At 69.5% G+C, this 17,522-nt stretch carries 16 protein-coding genes; 7 read left to right on the forward strand and 9 right to left on the reverse strand.

All coding sequences use genetic code 11. The features are described 5' to 3' along the window. Positions 1-157: 157 nt before the first annotated feature. The 8 genes from Q0568_RS10695 to Q0568_RS10730 all read right to left on the reverse strand — a co-directional run bounded on the left by Q0568_RS10695 (position 158) and on the right by Q0568_RS10730 (position 6,945). Positions 158-886, reverse strand: coding sequence for a cytochrome c biogenesis protein CcdA (locus Q0568_RS10695; protein ID WP_298866228.1), 729 nt, complete (start codon positions 884-886; stop codon positions 158-160). After that, positions 886-1,518 (reverse strand): TlpA disulfide reductase family protein, encoded by a 633-nt coding sequence (locus Q0568_RS10700; protein ID WP_298866230.1) that lies wholly within the window; start codon positions 1,516-1,518, stop codon positions 886-888. The genes Q0568_RS10695 and Q0568_RS10700 overlap by 1 nt, the downstream gene beginning before the upstream one ends. A 19-nt stretch (positions 1,519-1,537) precedes the next feature. After that, positions 1,538-1,807 carry a hypothetical protein gene (locus Q0568_RS10705; RefSeq protein WP_298866232.1) on the reverse strand — a complete coding sequence of 90 codons (270 nt, stop codon included), beginning with the start codon at positions 1,805-1,807 and terminating at the stop codon, positions 1,538-1,540. Between the two features lie 26 nt (positions 1,808-1,833). After that, complete coding sequence (gene ccsB / locus Q0568_RS10710) at positions 1,834-2,838, reverse strand: c-type cytochrome biogenesis protein CcsB (protein WP_298866234.1); 1,005 nt, start codon at positions 2,836-2,838, stop codon at positions 1,834-1,836. Next, positions 2,835-4,463 carry a cytochrome c biogenesis protein ResB gene (locus tag Q0568_RS10715; RefSeq protein WP_298866236.1) on the reverse strand — a complete coding sequence of 543 codons (1,629 nt, stop codon included), beginning with the start codon at positions 4,461-4,463 and terminating at the stop codon, positions 2,835-2,837. The genes ccsB and Q0568_RS10715 overlap by 4 nt, the downstream gene beginning before the upstream one ends. Further along, the gene (gene lgt / locus Q0568_RS10720; protein WP_298866238.1) at positions 4,447-5,331 is read right to left on the reverse strand and encodes a prolipoprotein diacylglyceryl transferase; all 885 of its coding nucleotides are present in this window, start codon (positions 5,329-5,331) and stop codon (positions 4,447-4,449) included. The genes Q0568_RS10715 and lgt overlap by 17 nt, the downstream gene beginning before the upstream one ends. After that, positions 5,331-5,999 carry a M23 family metallopeptidase gene (locus tag Q0568_RS10725; protein ID WP_298866240.1) on the reverse strand — a complete coding sequence of 223 codons (669 nt, stop codon included), beginning with the start codon at positions 5,997-5,999 and terminating at the stop codon, positions 5,331-5,333. Before Q0568_RS10725 ends, lgt begins: the two co-directional genes overlap by 1 nt. A gap of 523 nt (positions 6,000-6,522) precedes the next feature. Then, positions 6,523-6,945, reverse strand: a complete 423-nt coding sequence (locus Q0568_RS10730; protein WP_298866242.1) for a DUF6153 family protein — start codon at positions 6,943-6,945, stop codon at positions 6,523-6,525. Between the two features lie 255 nt (positions 6,946-7,200). On the opposite strand from Q0568_RS10730, the gene Q0568_RS10735 reads away from it, so the two are divergent. The 7 genes from Q0568_RS10735 (at position 7,201) to Q0568_RS10765 (ending at position 16,954) form a co-directional block, all read left to right on the forward strand. Further along, positions 7,201-7,668 carry a DUF6153 family protein gene (locus Q0568_RS10735; protein WP_298866245.1) on the forward strand — a complete coding sequence of 156 codons (468 nt, stop codon included), beginning with the start codon at positions 7,201-7,203 and terminating at the stop codon, positions 7,666-7,668. A 102-nt stretch (positions 7,669-7,770) separates the two neighbouring features. Beyond that, positions 7,771-8,388: a DUF305 domain-containing protein gene (locus Q0568_RS10740; protein WP_298866247.1), complete on the forward strand. Its 618-nt coding sequence runs from the start codon at positions 7,771-7,773 to the stop codon at positions 8,386-8,388. Positions 8,389-8,505: 117 nt separating this feature from the next. Further along, positions 8,506-9,366, forward strand: coding sequence for a F510_1955 family glycosylhydrolase (locus Q0568_RS10745; protein WP_298866249.1), 861 nt, complete (start codon positions 8,506-8,508; stop codon positions 9,364-9,366). A 58-nt stretch (positions 9,367-9,424) separates the two neighbouring features. Next, positions 9,425-11,878 (forward strand): phosphoketolase, encoded by a 2,454-nt coding sequence (locus Q0568_RS10750; protein ID WP_298866251.1) that lies wholly within the window; start codon positions 9,425-9,427, stop codon positions 11,876-11,878. Continuing rightward, positions 11,875-14,496 (forward strand): heavy metal translocating P-type ATPase, encoded by a 2,622-nt coding sequence (locus tag Q0568_RS10755; protein ID WP_298866253.1) that lies wholly within the window; start codon positions 11,875-11,877, stop codon positions 14,494-14,496. The genes Q0568_RS10750 and Q0568_RS10755 overlap by 4 nt, the downstream gene beginning before the upstream one ends. Continuing rightward, positions 14,489-16,018 (forward strand): multicopper oxidase family protein, encoded by a 1,530-nt coding sequence (locus tag Q0568_RS10760; protein ID WP_298866255.1) that lies wholly within the window; start codon positions 14,489-14,491, stop codon positions 16,016-16,018. The genes Q0568_RS10755 and Q0568_RS10760 overlap by 8 nt, the downstream gene beginning before the upstream one ends. Positions 16,019-16,246: 228 nt before the next feature. Further along, positions 16,247-16,954 carry a trans-aconitate 2-methyltransferase gene (locus tag Q0568_RS10765; RefSeq protein ID WP_298866257.1) on the forward strand — a complete coding sequence of 236 codons (708 nt, stop codon included), beginning with the start codon at positions 16,247-16,249 and terminating at the stop codon, positions 16,952-16,954. A gap of 56 nt (positions 16,955-17,010) precedes the next feature. Here Q0568_RS10765 and Q0568_RS10770 read toward each other — a convergent pair whose 3' ends face one another. Next, positions 17,011-17,394, reverse strand: coding sequence for a cupredoxin domain-containing protein (locus Q0568_RS10770; protein WP_298866259.1), 384 nt, complete (start codon positions 17,392-17,394; stop codon positions 17,011-17,013). Positions 17,395-17,522 lie beyond the last annotated feature (128 nt).

A 17,522-nucleotide genomic window follows, 5' to 3' on the forward strand; every position in this document is an offset into this window, starting at 1 on the left:
GCGGGCCGGGTCCGGCTCGGACGGGATGGGGCGCGGTCACGGGTGCCGTGTGGTCGCATGGTCTGTCCTTTCTCTGATGCGGAGGGAGCCGGTCACTGCGGTCGGCGTTGCCGGGCGGCGTGCCCGCCCGGGGTGCCCGTCCTGGCGGTCGGTCGTGTTAGAGGGGGAGCACGGTGGCTCCGATGAGGTTCTGGATGCTGGAGATGAGGAGTGTCCAGGCTCCGCTGATCATCGCGATGCCGGTGGCGATCATGAGGATCCCGCCGGTGATGTTGATGGTGCGGATGTGGCGGCGCAGGAACGCGATGCTTCCGGTGGCCCAGTTCAGGCCGGCCGCAGCGGCGATGAAGGGCAGCCCCAGACCGAGGCAGTAGGTGACGGCGAGGAGGGCGCCGCGGGCGGGGTTGCCGGTGGTGAGGCTGAGGGCGGAGATCGCGGCGAGGGTGGGGCCCAGGCACGGGGTCCAGCCGAGCCCGAACGCGATGCCGAGCAGGGGGGCTCCGGCCAGCCCGCGGGGTGGGTGGATGGCGGGTTTCGCGGTGCGTTGGAAGAGCCGGAACACGCCGAGGAATACGAGCCCCATCAGCAGGACGACGATCCCGAGGATGCGGGTGAGGAGATCTTGCCAGCGGGTGAGCCAGGCCCCCAGGGCGCCGAACGCGGCCCCGTAGCCGATGAACAGGACGGAAAAGCCGAGGGTGAACAGCCCGGTCCCGGCCAGCGCCCGCCACCGGGAGACCCCCGCGGCGGTGGTGGTGCCGGTGAGGTAGCCGAGGTAGCCGGGAACGAGGGGGAGCACGCAGGGGGAGGCGAAGGACACCAGCCCGGCGAGGAGGGCGAGGGGGAGGGCGGCCCAGATGCTGCCGGCGGTGATGATCTCCCCCATCAGGGGCTCGTCTCGGCGAGGACGGTGTCGATGAGGGAGGCGAGGGTGGTGCGGGTGGGGAGTTGCCCGATGATGCGGGCGGCCATCCGGCCGGTGCGGTCCAGGACGATGGTGGTGGGCACGGCGCCGGGGGCGGCTTTCCCGGCGAACGCAGCTTGCACGGTACCGGTGGTGGCGTCCAGGATCGACGGGTAGGTGATGCCGAACTGATTCTCGAACGCGGCGGCGGTGTCGGCGCTGTCGCGCACGTTGACGCCGATGAACACGACACCGTCGGGCTGGTAGGTCTGGGCGAGAGCTTCCAGGTCGGGCGCTTCGGCACGGCAGGGCGGGCAGGCGGCGTACCAGAAGTTCACCACGACGACCGAGCCCGCCCACGCGGTAGAATCGGCCTTGGCCCCGGTGTCGGTGGTGCCGGTGAAGGTGACCGGGCCGTCGCGCTGATCGGCGGGGATCTCCCGCACGGTTTGATCCGCGGAGAGGTAGCCGGGGGGCGCAGACGACGACAACAAATCCGGGGTCTCGGCCGCGCAGCCGGACAGGAGCAGGGCGAGCGCACCGAACACAGCGATCGCTCCGGTGATCACGGCCCGACGGCGAGGCCTGTGCGTGAGGTGGATGGGGGCGTGCATGCGGACTGTTCCTGTCGGGTCAGTTGTTCTTGCTGGTGGGGCGGCGGCGGCCGGCGAGGATAGCGCCGGTGATCAGCAACAGCGCCCCGGTCGGGTACCCGGCGACCAGGTCGAGCCAGCCGGGAGGCTGCCCGGGGCCGAACACTTCCAGATGCGCGAGCCAGTGGATGATCGCGACGATCCCGCCGAGGGCCATAACGGCCTGGCCGACTCGGACGAGCAGGCGGTGCCGCCGCCAAGCGCGTTGCGGGTCCTCAGCCGCGGCGGGGCGGGGGGTGGTGCGGGTCATGAGCGGGTCCTTTCGCAGGGGGCGGGTCACAGTCCGGAGTACGAGTGCAGGCCGGTGAAGAAGACGTTGACGACGCCGAAGTTGAACAGCACGGCGGCGAAGCCGACGATGCACAGCCAGGCGGCGCGGGTGCCGGCCCAGCCGCGGGTGGCGGTGGCGTGCAGGTATCCGGCGTAGAGGACCCAGATGATGAACGTCCAGACCTCTTTCACGTCCCACCCCCAGAACCTGCCCCAGGCGCGGCCGGCCCAGATCGCCCCGGCGATCAGGGTGAAGGTCCACAGGATGAACCCGACGATCGTCAGCCGGTATGCGAGCCGGTCCAGATCGTCCGGGCCCGGCAGACTATCACGCAGCCGGGTGAGCCGGCCCGAGTGGCCAGGGCCGCGGCGGGTGGTGAGCAGGTAGGTGAGGGAGACGAGGAACGCGAGCCCGAAGAACGCGGTCGCCAGCAGCGCGACCAGCACGTGGATGACCAGCCACCCGGATTGCAGGGCGGGCATCAGGGGGACGACGGGGACGTAGAAGCTGACTGCCGCGACGCCGAGCAGCAACACGGTCAGCCCGAGCACGGCGCTGCCCAGGTACGCCAACCGCACCCGCAGCGACACGGCCAGGAAGGCGGCGATGATCAGGGCGGTGCCAGTGAGGGAGAACTCGAACATGTTCGCCCACGGCACACGGTCCGCGGCGACCCCGCGCAGCACCACCCCGGCAAGGTGAAACACCCAGCCCAGCACGGTCAACGCGAACCCGACCCGCGCCGCCTTCCCCGCCCGCCGTCCGCCACCCGGGGCGGCGGCACCGGGCGCGGCGTCGGCGGTAGGGGAAGTGTCGGCGGGTGTGCCTGCCAGGTCTGGGTCGGTGGTGGCGCCGGCGCCGGTGGTGACCGGTACCCGGGCGGTGGCCGGGACGGCAGGGGTGCTAGCGCGGCGCGCGAGGTGGAGCGTGTAGGCGACGAACGCGGCGGCGTAGATCGCGATCGCGGAGTACACCAGCAGCAGGGACAGGGCGTCAAGGAACGGAGTCATCGGATCCTCCTCGAAGGGGTGTTGAGGGTGGGGGTGAGGTGAGTGGCGAGGGTGTCGACGGTGGCTTGCAGACGGGGGTCGTCGCCGCGGGCGAGCCCCGCGACCTCGAGCACCGTGCCGCCGTCCCGGCCGATTGCTGTGCGGACCCAGAGGCGGCGGCGGGGCACGAACAGGGACAGAGCCAGCCCGGCCATCGCAGCGACCGCGGCGATCAGGGTAGGGATTTGGGTGGGGTCGGCGGCGATCTCCAGCGACGCGAACCGCGGGATCGGGCCGAGCTCGATCGTGCCCAGACCGTCCGGCAGAGGGACCGGGGTGCCGGGGACCAACTGCAGGGCGGGAGTGGGGGTGCCGCGCCCGGCGATCTGAGTGAGGGTACTGGTGTCCAGCGCGTACACCGACACCGGGACCCCGGTGTTCAGGCCCAGGTCGCCGACGTACACGTTGAAGGTGACGACCGGGTCCAGCAGGTCCGGGTAGCTGGACGCGAACGCCCCAGAGGCGGTGGTCGCGCGGGTGGGGTACAGCATCCCGACCAGGCCGACCTGCTCGGCCAACCCGTCGGGAACCTTCACGATGCCCAGGCTGGTCATATTCGCGTCCTGCGGCAGGAACGGGACCGTGTCACTGAACACGGTCTTCCCAGCCGGGTTTCGGACGGTGATGGTGGGGGCGTACCCGTTGCCGAGCAGGTAGATGTCGGTGCCGGCCACCGGCAGCGGCTCGTTGACCCGGATGCTCGAGGCCTGCCGGGTGCCGCCTGTGGTGGTGGTGACCTGCGCGTCGAAGCTCTTCGGCATGCCGAGCGCGTTGACGTTGTCCAGGACGTAGTCGACGCGGAACCGGTCCAGGGCGAGAGAGAACGGGGGAATCTGCGCATCAGTGACGAATTGACCGGCGGTGAACGAGTCGTACGCGATCCGGGTGGACGCGAACGTCTGACCCTCCACCAGCACCCGCTGCCCGGTGAACCGGAACCCACTGCCAACGCCGACCACAATCAGCACCGCCAGCAGCGCCACGTGGAACAGCAGATTCCCGGTCTCCCGCAGGTAGCCGCGCTCGGCTGCGACCGAGTCCCGTCCGTCGTCGCCGCGGACCCGGCGGGTGCGGTACCGCTGCCGGCGCAGCGCCTTCTCGGCCGCGTCCAGGACCGCACCGGGGGGCGTGTCGGGGAGGAGGCGGCGGGTGTGGGCGGGCAGGCGGGACAGGTTGCGGGGGGTGGCCGGGGGCGGGGCGAGCAGCGCCTTCAGGTGGTGGCGGATGCGGGGGATGACGCAGCCGATCAGCGACGCGAACAACAGCAGGTAGATCGCGGAGAACCACACCGACCCGAACACGTCGTGCAGCTGCAGCAGGTCCACCGCCCACATCCAGCCCGGGTTGGTCTTGTCGAACTGGATCACCCCGTTCGGGTCGGAGGAGCGTTGCGGGATCAACGACCCGGGGATCGCGGCCATCGCGAGCAGCAGCAACAACACCAGGGCGGTGCGCATGCTGGTCAGCTGCCGCCACGCCCACCGCGCCCACCCCGAAACGCTCAGGCGCGGATTCGTGGGCTCCTCCACCGGCCGGTCGACGTGATCGGCGGGCAGCTGCGGGGCCTGCTCACTGCGGATCGACACGCGCATCCCCCCTCTCCCGGACGGGTGCGCGGCGGCGGGCGCGCCAGGAGGCGTGGGCGAGCAGCCCGACCCCCAGTGCGGCGGCCACCAGGGCGGTGAGCACGTTCGCTTTCAGCCCGCCGGCGAGCAGCTCGGTGGGATCCAGCCGGATGGACTCCAGCACCGCCCGCCCCGCCCCGTACCACAGCAGGTACACGCCCAGACTCCGCCCGGTGCCCAACGTGATCCGGCCGTGCCGGCGGCGGTGATGCTCGAGCAGCACGATCACGGCGGCACCGGCCAGGTTCCACAGCAGCTCGTACAGGAACAGCGGATGAAACAGGGTCCCCGCCGGGGTCCCCGGCGGGATCGCGGGGGCTGAGGGGTCGATCTGCAACCCCCACGGCAAGCTGGTGGGTGGGCCGAACAGTTCCTGGTTGAAGTAGTTCCCCAGTCGCCCCACCGCCTGGGCGACCAGCATCCCCGGGGCGAGCGCGTCCAGGAACAGCAGCACCGGGATCCCGGCGCGGCGGGTACCGATCACAATCCCGACCAGCCCGCCCAGGATCGCACCGAAGATCGCGATCCCGCCCTCCCAGATGTAGAGCACCCGCCACAGATCCGCGCCAGGGAAGAAGTAGTCGCCCGGATGGGTGAGCACATGGTAGATGCGGGCGCCGAGGATCCCGAACGGGACCGCCCACATCGCCACATCCACCACGACCCCGGCCGGGTGCCCGACTGCCCGCAGTCGACGGCCGGTGATCAGCACCGCCAGCACGATCCCGGCCAGGATCGCCAGCGCGTAGAACCGGATCTGGAACGGCCCGACCTGCACGAAGCTGATCCCCGGGCTCGGGATCAGCGCCGGAACCACGATGGCGCGCATCAGGGTCTCCTGTTCGCGGGGATCCACACCAGCGGATCGACCGGCTCCCCGCCGACGCGCACCTCGAAATGCAGGTGCGCGCCGGTGCTGCGTCCACTGTTCCCGACCCGTCCGACCAGTTGCCCCACCCGCACGGTCTGCCCCGGGGTGAGGGCGAGGGACCCTTCCAGCATGTGCGCGTAGACGCTCTCCACGACTTGCCCGTCGATCTCGTGCCGGATCACCACATACACCCCGTACGCGCCGCCCTGCTCCGTCGCAGTGGTGACCACCCCGTCGGCCATCGCCTGGATCGGGGTGCCGATGCCCGGGGTCATATCCAGGCCGGCATGATCGCTGGAACACGACGGGCACGGCCGGGTGCGATACCCGAACGTGCTGCTGATCGGCACCCCCACCGTGAACGGCCACTGCACCGCCGACGCCGGGTCATTGGTGAACGTGTCCGCGGTGTGCGCGTACGACTCGGTCCCGGCAGGGGCCGCCAGCACCGCCTCATACTCGCCGCGGTCCATTTCGGGCGCCGGGAGGGTGTGGGTGGCGATGAATGTCTGCGGCCGGGGCGGGGTGGCGGGCTCTTCCACCGCGAACGCCGGATCGGGAGTCAGCGGCACCAGCAACGGCGTTGCGGCAAGTCCTGCCACCACGAGCATCACCGTTCCGGCCATGACGTGACGCCGCCCCCGTCCTGTGCGACGTGAACGGCGGCGGGCAGCATCTGCCGCGGCTGCCGCTTCACGCCTACTCCGACGTGTGTGCACTGCCGCGACGGTGGTGGTCATGCGTCCGCCCCGGTCACGACACGGTGGGTGATCCGACGATCGATCACCCTCCTCGTGGGAGAGACGTCGCGGACGACAGCAGTGAGGGAAGGGCAAGGCAATACGAGCATGGGGTCTTTCGAAGTCGACGAATGATGGATGGTGGCGTCGGGCGTGGACATGACGCCACAGTGGCGCGGGACACCGCGGACAGGCGGTCGACCGCGCGGCTCCCGCGACCCGTGGGGACGAGAGACCAGGTCACATCACGACACATGGTCACGGCGCCGGGAAATCCGCGCGGCTACGAGCTGCGCAGACGACAATCGGGAGCGCCCAGCAGGACATGCCCCAGCAGGGCAGAGCGCACTGCTCGGTACGGCCTAAGCGGGGCTGACCCCGATCGCGGTCGCGGTAGATCGGGCGCGAGTCAGGTGCGACTGATCGACAGGGCGACCAGCGAGGGACGGAACCATGAGGAGACAGAATCCGCGTGCGGTGAGCTCATGCAGAGGTGCCGGATCCGCGCGAGGAGATCCGCCCATCCGGCTCGCGTCGGCAGGAGCAACAAGAGCAGCGTCAGCAATGCGAGGAGACACGTGGCGGTGCCGGCAGCATGACCTGACTCGCAGATCGCTCCCTCGCAGGGCATGGGGGTGATCGCGTCGACGGACGTGGCGTCTACCCCCGCGGAGGGGGGCGCCACGGTGACGATGGTGGTGACGGTGGCCGCCGGGTCATCTTCGAGGCTCAATGAGTGCATCGCTAGAAGCCCGGCGATGACGGCGATGACCGCGGCGAAAGGCAACAGGGAGAGATAACGAGATCGGCGTCCCCGCCGATACATGGTCATGACCCGGTTCACACTCACCACCTCTCCCGCCCAGCATACCCCACCCGGTAGCGCAACCCGACCCGCCCGCCGGGACGTCAGACCGATACTGTTCCCACGACAATGCATATCCTCAAGCAGGAGAGACGCACCTCAACTCAGCTGCAATACCCCTGAAGGGTATACGCTGGGGGAAGACGGCGGCCGTCGTGTGGGAGAGCGGTGTCGGGGGCGGGGTGACGCGGACGCTAACCTGGATGCGGAGGGAGGTCGGCCATGTTGAGGATTCGTTCGCATGAGCGTGTCCCGAGTGTGCTGCGCCGACTTCTGGTTCTGGTTCCTGTCGCGCTTGCGATCATCACGGGTCTTCTCGGCATGCACACCCTGACCGGATCTCATGCTTCCCCGACTGCAGAGACCACCATGGCGAACGTCCACAGCGCCGGTGTCGCCCCGGCGACGTCGGTCGGCGGGGCCGGTGCGGCCGCGATGGAGGAGGGATCATCGGCCGGTCACTGCGCAGGCGACTGCAGTTACCCGGCGGGCATGCCTGATCACTCGATGCTGATGATGGTGTGCGTGCTGGCTCTGCTGGCGGCGGTCATCATTCTCCTGGCGCCGACCGCCCTGGCTCTCCTCGCCTACACGCTGGCGCGCGCGCACGCTCGTGGGCGGTCCCTGCTCGCCCGGTTGCCGCACCCACGACCGCCCTCATTGATCGTCCTGTCCATCAGTCGAACCTGATTCGAGTCGCGTGCCCTCGGTGATCCCGGGGCGCGTCAACATGCCCTGTGTGGGGCACCGAATCAGACCTTCACCGACTGACTAGATAGGGACCTTTTTCTCATGCGATTCCGCACTCTTGCGCTGACCGCCAGCGCTCTCGCCGCCGTGCTTGTCCTCGCCGGCTGCGCACCCACGGACGGCACCATGCCCGGCATGGATCACGGCTCCGGGGGGATGAGCAGCACGTCACCTGCGCCGTCACAGTCTGCGTCGTTCAACGCGGCAGATCAGATGTTCGTGACGATGATGATCCCGCACCACCAGCAGGCCATCGAGATGGCCGATCAGATCCTCGCGAAAGACGGTATCGACGAGCGGGTCGTCTCCCTCGCCGAGCAGATCAAGGCCGCACAGGACCCGGAGATCCAGACCATGAAGGGCTGGCTGGAGGAGTGGGGCGTCCCGTACGACGACTCCATGTCCGGGATGGACGGCATGGACATGGGCGGCGGGATGATGTCGGAGGACGACATGGCCGCTCTGGATGCCGCGACCGGGGTCGAGGCGACCCGCCTGTTCCTGAACGGCATGATCGCTCACCACCAGGGCGCCGTGACGATGGCGCAGTCGGTGCTCACCGACGGACAGAACACGGACGTGGCCGCCCTCGCGCAGCAGATCATCGACGGGCAGACCGCCGAGATCACCACGATGCAGGACATCCTCGCCAGCCTCTGACCCGGTACCCCTCGGACGGGACCCGCGCTCCCGATGCCGGTCCCGTCCGAGGCCCCACCCTCGACCCCTGTGCGGTCACCGGTATCCGGCGTACCCGCACGGAAAGGCCCTCCGTTCATGATCTCTCCCACCACCCGCAGACTGGCGATCACGGCCACCGTCACCGTCGCGCTGCTGCTCACGGGCTGCAGCACCACCCCTGCGGAGCCCGATGCACCCGCGAGCACCGCGGCCGGGTTCGGGCATGTGCACGGCATCGTCGACGACGGTGACGGCACCGTGCTGCTGGGCACCCACACCGGCCTGTACACGCTGGGCGAGGACGGCACCGTCACCGGCCCGGTCGGTGGCATCGACCTGGACGCGATGGGACTGACCGCTACCGGTGACACCCTCTACGCGTCCGGACACCCCGGCCAATCCACCCCGGCGGAACTCGGCGCCCCCAACCTCGGCATCATCCGCAGCCTCGACGCCGGCGCCTCGTGGGAACCGGTCGCGTTCACCGGGGAAGAAGACTTCCACGTCCTCACCGTCACCGGCGACGGCACCCTGTACGGGATCGGATCCTCCCGCCCGCTGCTGCGCACCAGCAGCGACAGCGGGCAGAGTTGGGCGGACGGTGCCGAGCTGCCCGCCGTCGACCTGGCCGCCGCGACCGACGGCACCCTGTACGCCGCCACCCAGGACGGGCTGCAGCGCAGCACCGACGGTGGCGCCACCTTCACCCCGGCGCCGGACGCGCCAGTGCTGTACCTGGTGGAGACCGACCCAACCGGTGGGGTGGTCGGAGTGGACACCGACGGGATGTTGCGACGTCTGGTCGGCACCGGTTGGGAGGACGTCGGCACCACCACGGGAACCGTCCAAGCCCTCGGGGTCACCGGGGACGGTGCGATCGTCCTGGTCGATGACCGCGGCGTGGTCTGGATCCGCGACACCACCGCCACCGTTCTCATCCCGGCGGCAACACCATGACCACCGTCATTCGCACCTGGCGCGACCCGAGCGGCCGCGGATCGGAAGGAGACCGACCATGACCCCCACACCGGCACCCCCCGCGTGGGCGCACCGCACCACCGATGCCACCGCCGAGCAGTTGGCGGCGGTGGATGCGTGGTGGCGGGCGGCGAACTATCTGAGCATCGGCCAGATCTACCTGCAGGGTAACCCGCTGCTGCGCCACCGCCTCATCCGGGACGACATCAAGCCGCGGCTGCTGGGCCATTGGGGCACCACCCCGGGCCTGAACTTCCTCTACGCCCACCTGAACCGCGCCATCCGCGACCGCGACCTGAACACCCTGTACGTGACCGGGCCCGGGCACGGCGGACCCGGCATGGTCGCCAACGCCTACCTGGACGGCACCTACACCGAACGCTACCCGGGCATCGACCGCACCGAAGAGGGGCTGCGGGCGTTGTTCCGGCAGTTCTCCTTCCCTGGCGGGATCCCCTCGCACGCGTCACCCGAGACGCCGGGGTCGATCAACGAGGGCGGCGAGCTGGGCTACTCCCTGGTGCACGCCTACGGGGCCGCGTTCGACAACCCCGACCTGCTGGTCGCCTGCGTGATCGGTGACGGGGAGGCAGAGACCGGGCCGTTGGCGACCGCGTGGCACGGTAACAAGTTCCTCAACCCCGCCGCGGATGGGGTGGTGCTGCCGATCCTGCATCTGAACGGGTACAAGATCGCCAACCCGACCGTGCTGTCCCGCATCCCCGAGGAAGAGCTGGTCGCGCTGCTGCGCGGCTACGGCCATCACCCCCACGTCGTCACGGTCGGCTTCGATGGCGAGACCCCGCAGGAGTCCCACGCGACGTTCGCGGCGGTCCTGGATGCGGTGCTGGATGAGATCGCGGACATCAAGGCCGCCGCGGCGGCCGGGACGCTGGAGGGGCGGCCGGCGTGGCCGGCGATCGTGCTGCGCAGCCCGAAGGGGTGGACCTGCCCGAAGATCATCGACGGTCTGCCGGTGGAGGGCACCTGGCGGGCACACCAGGTGCCGCTCGCCGAGGTCCGCGACAATCCCGAGCACCTGCGGATCCTCGAGGACTGGCTGGCGTCCTACCGCCCGCACGAGCTGTTCGACGTGACCGGCGCCCCCCGCCCGGCCACGGTCGCGATCGCCCCGGACGGGGATCGGCGGATGAGCGCGAACCCGGCCGGCAACGGCGGACAACTCACCGTCCCGCTGCGGCTCCCGGACTTCCACAAGCACGCGCAGCCGGTCGACCCGGCCGAGCGGGGTGCGGGAACCGGGGAAGCGACCCGCGTGCTGGGCGAGTGGCTGGCGGGGGTGATCCGGGACAACCCGGACAACTTCCGCATCTTCGGCCCGGACGAGACCGCCTCCAACCGGCTCGCCCCACCCGTCTACCAGGCCACCGGCAAGCAGTGGAACGCGGCCGTGGAGCCCGTCGACGAGCACCTGGCCCCGACTGGGCGGGTGATGGAGGTGCTCAGCGAGCACCAGTGCCAGGGCTGGCTCGAGGGCTACGTCCTTACCGGCCGGCATGGGCTGTTCAACTGCTACGAGGCGTTCACCCACATCGTCGACTCGATGTTCAACCAGCACGCCAAATGGCTCGAAGCGGCCCGGGAGGTGTCGTGGCGGGACCCGATCCCGAGCTTCAACTACCTGCTCTCCAGCCACGTCTGGCGGCAGGACCACAACGGGTTCTCTCACCAGGACCCCGGGTTCATCGACCTCGCCCTGAACAAGAGCCCCGACATCGTCCGCGTCTACCTGCCGTTCGACGCGAACACGCTGCTGTCCACCTACGACCACTGCCTGCGCTCGGCCGGGTACATCAACGTCGTCGTCGCCGGGAAGCAGCCCGCCCCGCAGTGGCTGACGATGGACGAGGCGATCGAGCACTGCACCCGCGGGCTCGGGATCCTGCCGTGGGCGGGCACCGAAACCGAAGGCACCGAGCCGGATGTGGTGCTCGCCGCCGCCGGCGACGTCCCCACCCTCGAGACCCTCGCCGCGGCGGCGCTGCTGCGCGAGCACATCCCCGACCTGAGAGTGCGGGTGGTGAACGTGGTCGACCTGACCCGGCTGCAATCCGAGGACCAGCACCCGCACGGTCTCCCGGACCGGGAGTTCGATGCGATCTTCACTCCCGACAAGCCGGTGATCTTCGCCTACCACGGCTACCCGTGGCTGATCCACCGACTCACCTACAAGCGCGCCGGGCACCAGAACCTGCACGTGCACGGCTTCCAGGAGCGCGGCACCACCACGACCCCGTTCGACATGGTCATGCTCAACGACCTCGACCGGTACCGGCTGGCGATCGACGTCCTCGACCACGTCCCGGGCCTCGCCGCCCGCCACGCGGAGCTGCGGCAGGAGCTGCAGGACGCCCGCCTGCATGCCCGCGCCCACACCCGTGAGCACGGCACCGACATCCCCGCCGTCGCCGACTGGCACTGGCCCCACCCCGACACCACCGACCCCACCATCGGGAAGGAACCGAAATGAGTGACACCAGAACCGTGACCCTGCAGGTCAGCGGCATGATCCGCGCGACCTCCAAGAACGTCACCGAAGCCCACCTGAGCCGCCAACCCGGGGTGATCGCCGTGGACGCGAACCCGGTCTCGCAGACCGCGACCGTCACCTACGACCCCGAGACCACCTCGGTCGCGCACCTGCAGCAGTGGGTCATCGACTGCGGGTATCACTGCGCCGGCCAGTCCGTCCCCGACCATATCTGCGACCCCGCGCACGACCCGCACGACGAGGGTGCGCACGACCACAGCGCCCACCACGGCCCCGCAGCTGAGGGCGCACAAGAACCGCACGCGAGTCACGACGCGCACGAGGGCCACACGGATGCCACGGGTCACGCCAGCCACGCGGGCCATAAGGGTCCTGCGGGCTATCACGACGACCCCGTCCACGACCACGCCGCTGGCCACGACCACACGCACGCCCCGTCGGCGACGGCGGATGACGGTGAGCATGCCGGTCACCACGTCGAGCACGCCGGTCACACCGCGGCCGCGGGTGGGCACGATCATGGTGCAGCGTCGGGTCACAGTGCGCAGGAGATGATGGGCCACGGTGGGCATCACGGCGGGATGTCGATGGACGCGATGATCCGCGACATGCGCAACCGGTTCCTGGTCGCGCTGATCCTGTCGATCCCGATCACCCTGTGGTCTCCGATCGGGCGGGAGGTGATCGGATTCGAGGTGCCGGCACCGTTCGGGCTGCGCGATGACGTGTTCATGCTGATCCTGTCGCTGCCGGTGATCTTCTACTCGGCGTGGATCTTCTTCGACGGCGCCTACCGGGCGCTGCGCGCGAAGACCCTCGACATGATGGTGCTCGTCGCAGTCGGTGTCGGCGCCGGCTGGCTGTACTCCCTCGCGGTCACCCTCACCGGCGGCGGTGAAGTGTTCTACGAAGCCGCCACGGTGCTTGCCACCTTCGTGCTGCTGGGGCATTGGGTGGAGATGCGCGCCCGCGGCGGCGCGAACGACGCCATCCGCACCCTCCTGGAGCTCGCACCCTCGCAGGCGGTCGTGATCCGTGACGGGCAGGAGGTCGAGATCCCCACCAGCGAGGTCGTCCCGGGGGATCTGATGCTGGTGCGGCCGGGGGCCAAGATCCCCACCGACGGTGTCGTGGAATCCGGAGAGTCCGAGGTGGACGAGTCGATGGTCACCGGCGAGTCCATGCCGGTGGACAAAGCGCCCGGGTCGGAGGTGATCGGAGCGACCGTGAACACCGTCGGCACCCTCCGCGTCACAGCCACCAAAGTCGGCTCGGACACGGCGTTGGCGCAGATCGTGAAGCTCGTGCAGGAGGCGCAGAACTCCAAAGCCCCCGGGCAGCGCCTCGCCGACCGGGCAGCGTTCTGGCTCGTCCTGGTCGCCCTGATCGGCGGCACCCTCACCTTCCTGGTGTGGCTGCTCGCCGGCGCTGCAATCCCGATGGCGATCCTGTTCGCTATCACCGTCGTCGTCATCACCTGCCCCGACGCGCTCGGCCTCGCCACCCCGACGGCGATCATGGTCGGCACCGGGCTCGGCGCGAAACGGGGCGTGTTGTTCAAGAACGCCTCCGGGATCGAAACCGCCGCCCACATCGACACGGTCGTGTTCGACAAGACCGGCACCCTCACCAAGGGGGAGCCGGAGGTCACCGACTACATCCCCGTCGGCGGCGACGACCTCGAGACTCTCTCCCTCGCGGTCGCGTTGGAGCGGGAATCCGAGCATCCTCTGGCGAAAGCGATCGTGAATTACGCCGACGCCCGCGACATCCCCCGTCGCACCGCGACCGCGTTCCGAAACGTCACCGGGCAGGGCGCGATCGCCACCGTCGACGGTCGACAGGTCGTCCTCGGCAACCCGCGCCTTCTCACCGGGGAGGGGATCGACATCAGCGGGGTGCAGGCCGCTCAGCAGGACCTGGCTGGGTCCGGCCGCACCGCGATCCTGTTCGCCGTGGACGGGCAAGTCGCCGGGATCATCGGTCTCGCCGACGCACCCCGGGACACCGCAAAGACCGCGATCGACGCTCTCCACGAGCAGGGCGTCGAGGTCGCAATGCTCACCGGGGACAACAAGCCCACCGCCGACCGGATCGCCGCTCTCCTCGGCATCGACACCGTGATCGCGGATGTGCTCCCCGAGGACAAGTCCGCGAAGGTCGCCGAGCTGCAGAAGACGGGCAAGAAGGTCGCGATGGTCGGCGACGGCGTCAACGACGCCCCCGCCCTCGCCCAGGCCGACCTCGGCATCGCGATCGGCGCCGGCACCGACGTCGCCATCGAGACCGCCGACGTGGTCCTGATGCGCTCGGACCCGCTCGATGTTGCGATCGCACTCAAGATCGGCAAGGGCACACTGCGAAAGATGCGGCAGAACCTGGGCTGGGCCATCGGATACAACGCCGCCGCCCTCCCCATCGCCGCTGGCGTGTTCTACCCGGCGTTCGGGATCATGCTGTCCCCGGAGATCGCCGCCCTGTCGATGTCCGGTTCCTCCGTGATCGTCGCCGTCAACGCCCTCCTCCTCAAGCGGCTCCGCCTGCCCGCCCAGGCGCCCGCTGCGACGACCATGCAGAAGGAGCCCGAACATGCCTGACCGTCCGCTCTCTCCCACACAGTCCTCCCCGATGCTGCTGACCCGACGAGGTGTGCTCGGACTCGGACTGGGCGCCGTCGCGGCAGCCGTGCTCGCCTCCTGCACCCCCGCGCCGCAATGGGTGACACCCACCGGCGCAGCGGTGTCCGGCACGGAGAAGAACCGCGGCGGCACCGGCCGAGTCACCACCGTCGACCTCACCGCCGCCCCCACCACGCTCGACCTGGCCGGTACCGCCGCCGCCACCTGGGCGTTCGGAGGTATCCCCGCCCCGGTAATCCGGCTCACCGCAGGCGACACGCTGAAAGCGACCGTCCGCAACCAGCTCGACGCGGACACCTCCGTGCACTGGCACGGACTCGCCCTCCGCAACGACATGGATGGGGTCCCTCCGGTAACCCAAGCCCCCATCGCCCCGGGCGGACAGTTCGCATACGAGTTCGTCACCCCGCATCCGGGCACCTACTGGTTCCACCCCCACGTCGGCCCGCAACTGGACCACGGCCTCTACGGTGCGCTCATCATCGACGACCCGGACGAGAAGGTGACGTGGGACGACGAATGGGTGCTGATCCTCGACGACTGGCTCGACGGCGTCACCGCCACCCCGGACCAGGTCCTCACCGACCTCTCGAAGGGCATGGGAGACATGGGCGGGATGGGCGACATGTTCATGCGGATGGGGAACCTGCTGATGGGCGCCACCTCCGACCTGCTCGGCGGCGACGCCGGCGACGTCTACTACCCGCACTACCTCATCAACGGCAAACCCAAAGCCGACCCCGCCCAATTCACCGGCACTCCTGGTGCCCGGGTGCGGATCCGTGTCATCAACGCCGGCAGCGACACCGCGTTCCGGTTCGCGATCGGCGGCCACACCCTGACGATCACCCACACCGACGGGTTCCCGGTGGATCCTGTCGAGGTCGACAGTGTCCTGATCGGGATGGGCGAACGCTACGACCTGCAGGTCACCCTGGACGATGGGGTGTTCCCTGTCGTCGCCGACGCGGAAGGCAAGCAGGATCGCGCGTTCGCGCTCGTTCGCACCGCCGCTGGCACGGCTCCGGCCAGCGACGTCCCCGTCGCCGAGCTCGGCACCGGCAGGGTCGGCACCGCTGCCGGACTGAGCGCGACCGCCTCCGTCACCCTGCACCAGGCATCCCCCGACCGGGTCGTGCACCTCGCGCTGACCGGGGGGATGGAGGCGTACGACTGGGGGATCAATGGGCGCCGGTTCGACATGAACGACCCGTTGCGGGACGCGCACGCGATCAGTATGGGGGAGCGGGTGCAGTTGCGGATCCGCAATGACACCGAGATGTGGCATCCGTTCCACCTGCACGGCCACACCTACCAGCACGCGAACGGCGGCCCCCGGAAGGACACCTCCATCATCCTCCCGGGCCAGACCCTGACAGTCGACTTCGACGCCGACAACCCCGGCCAGTGGGTCGCGCACTGCCACAACATCTACCACGCCGAGACCGGCATGACCACGGTGCTCGGATACCGGTCATGACCGGCGCGTTCATCCCCAGCCTGGGAGGATGAACGCGCAGGCGATCGGACCGCGGCGGCGGACGCCAAATCTAAGTGGACTTCCTACTTTTATGGAGGGATCTGCTATTTCGCGTGGAATCCTGCTAGCGAAACTGCTGCCAGTTGCCGTGTAATCCCCGGGTTCTCCGCCACCTTGACCGGGAACCTACACGGTGGCGACTTCAACTGACGGAGAGCTGCAGAGCGGATGCCGGATTTCGAGGACGCGCGCGAGGAGACGATCCGCTACCACGACGAGCTCTACGCCGATGCGTCGCTGGGCGAGGAAGGCACCTGGCTCGCCCAGCCCGATCCGCTGATCTTCGAGGCGCTGCGGTGCGTGCCGCATGACCGACCGGTCATCGCGTACGACCTCGGCGCAGGCATCGGCCGACACACCGTCATCATGCTGGAGCGACTGCCGGAGGGCTCAGAGGTCCACGCCATCGATCTGCTCGAGTCCGCGGTCGAGCAGCTGAAGCAGCTGGACCCGATCGCCGGCGCGACTCGGCTGCACGTCCGCCGGCAGGACCTCGCTGACCTCGAGCTCGCCGGCGGCGCAGACCTGGTGTTCGCGTTCTCGGCGGTCGAGCATCTGCCGGACCGGGAGTCGATCCGTCGCCTGCTCGACAGCATCCGCTCCGCCCTGCGTCCGGGTGGTGTCGTGGCACTCGGCATCATCGTCGACCGGGTGGAGATCGCCGACGAGGGACGCCGGCGGCCGGCGCTGCTGGAGAGCGATCTGACCACGGTGGATGTGGATGCGCTGCTCAGGGCGTCGTTCACCGATCTCGAGACCGTGAGTCGCCGGGACCGCCCTGCGCGGATCGAGGAGGAACGCGACGGCGAGACCTACACGCTCGCATCGACGCTGATCTCCTGGATCGGCCGGCTCGCGGCATCCTCCTCCGGCTGAGTTCGTCGCACAGGCGCGGCGCCCGCGCAGGCTCGCGACGATGCTCTTGCTGAGTCCTACTTCTTGACGGCGTTGACCTTCATCACCATGCCCAGTGCGCGGTGGTTGCTCACCGAGCACCAGCCGTCGGTGTCCTCGTCAATCACGCCGGCGTCTATCTTCTGGCTCTCCCCAGGGTTGAGCTGATCGGAGCCGGCGCCGTTGGCGAGCACCAGGTCGTGCACCACCATCCCGGTGTTCTTGAAGTCGATGACGAGCTTGTTGCCCACCGGCACGTCGATGGAGTCGGGCACGAACCGCATCCCCTCCACCTTGACGGTGACCTCGGTGGTCTCACCCGTCGGGGTGACGTCGGGTCCGGACGCACAGCCGGTGAGGATGAGCAGGGCTGCCGCCGTGACGGCCGCTAGCTTCGTGAGAGGGGTTCGGACAGAGGACACGGGGCACTCCCGGATGCAAGGGGACAGGACGGTACCTCCATCATCACCCCTCCACGCCCGGAGCGCTCCGGTCAGCGCCGAGCCGGGTCCAGCGCGTCGGTGATGCGCCCCACCACGATCCAGGCCAG

It is taken from the genome of uncultured Microbacterium sp., from assembly GCF_937927635.1.
Taxonomy (GTDB): Bacteria; Actinomycetota; Actinomycetes; order Actinomycetales; family Microbacteriaceae; genus Microbacterium.

Bases quoted from the DNA above. Each gene is read 5' to 3' on its own strand.
- Q0568_RS10740 (WP_298866247.1), top strand. From the start codon at position 7,771: ATGCGATTCCGCACTCTTGCGCTGACCGCCAGCGCTCTCGCCGCCGTG.
- Q0568_RS10725 (WP_298866240.1), bottom strand. From the start codon at position 5,999: ATGGCCGGAACGGTGATGCTCGTGGTGGCAGGACTTGCCGCAACGCCG.
- Q0568_RS10730 (WP_298866242.1), bottom strand. From the start codon at position 6,945: ATGACCATGTATCGGCGGGGACGCCGATCTCGTTATCTCTCCCTGTTG.
- Q0568_RS10745 (WP_298866249.1), top strand. From the start codon at position 8,506: ATGATCTCTCCCACCACCCGCAGACTGGCGATCACGGCCACCGTCACC.
- Q0568_RS10765 (WP_298866257.1), top strand. From the start codon at position 16,247: ATGCCGGATTTCGAGGACGCGCGCGAGGAGACGATCCGCTACCACGAC.
- Q0568_RS10695 (WP_298866228.1), bottom strand. From the start codon at position 886: ATGGGGGAGATCATCACCGCCGGCAGCATCTGGGCCGCCCTCCCCCTC.
- Q0568_RS10705 (WP_298866232.1), bottom strand. From the start codon at position 1,807: ATGACCCGCACCACCCCCCGCCCCGCCGCGGCTGAGGACCCGCAACGC.
- Q0568_RS10750 (WP_298866251.1), top strand. From the start codon at position 9,425: ATGACCCCCACACCGGCACCCCCCGCGTGGGCGCACCGCACCACCGAT.
- ccsB (WP_298866234.1), bottom strand. From the start codon at position 2,838: ATGACTCCGTTCCTTGACGCCCTGTCCCTGCTGCTGGTGTACTCCGCG.
- Q0568_RS10735 (WP_298866245.1), top strand. From the start codon at position 7,201: ATGTTGAGGATTCGTTCGCATGAGCGTGTCCCGAGTGTGCTGCGCCGA.
- Q0568_RS10760 (WP_298866255.1), top strand. From the start codon at position 14,489: ATGCCTGACCGTCCGCTCTCTCCCACACAGTCCTCCCCGATGCTGCTG.
- Q0568_RS10755 (WP_298866253.1), top strand. From the start codon at position 11,875: ATGAGTGACACCAGAACCGTGACCCTGCAGGTCAGCGGCATGATCCGC.
- Q0568_RS10700 (WP_298866230.1), bottom strand. From the start codon at position 1,518: ATGCACGCCCCCATCCACCTCACGCACAGGCCTCGCCGTCGGGCCGTG.
- lgt (WP_298866238.1), bottom strand. From the start codon at position 5,331: ATGCGCGCCATCGTGGTTCCGGCGCTGATCCCGAGCCCGGGGATCAGC.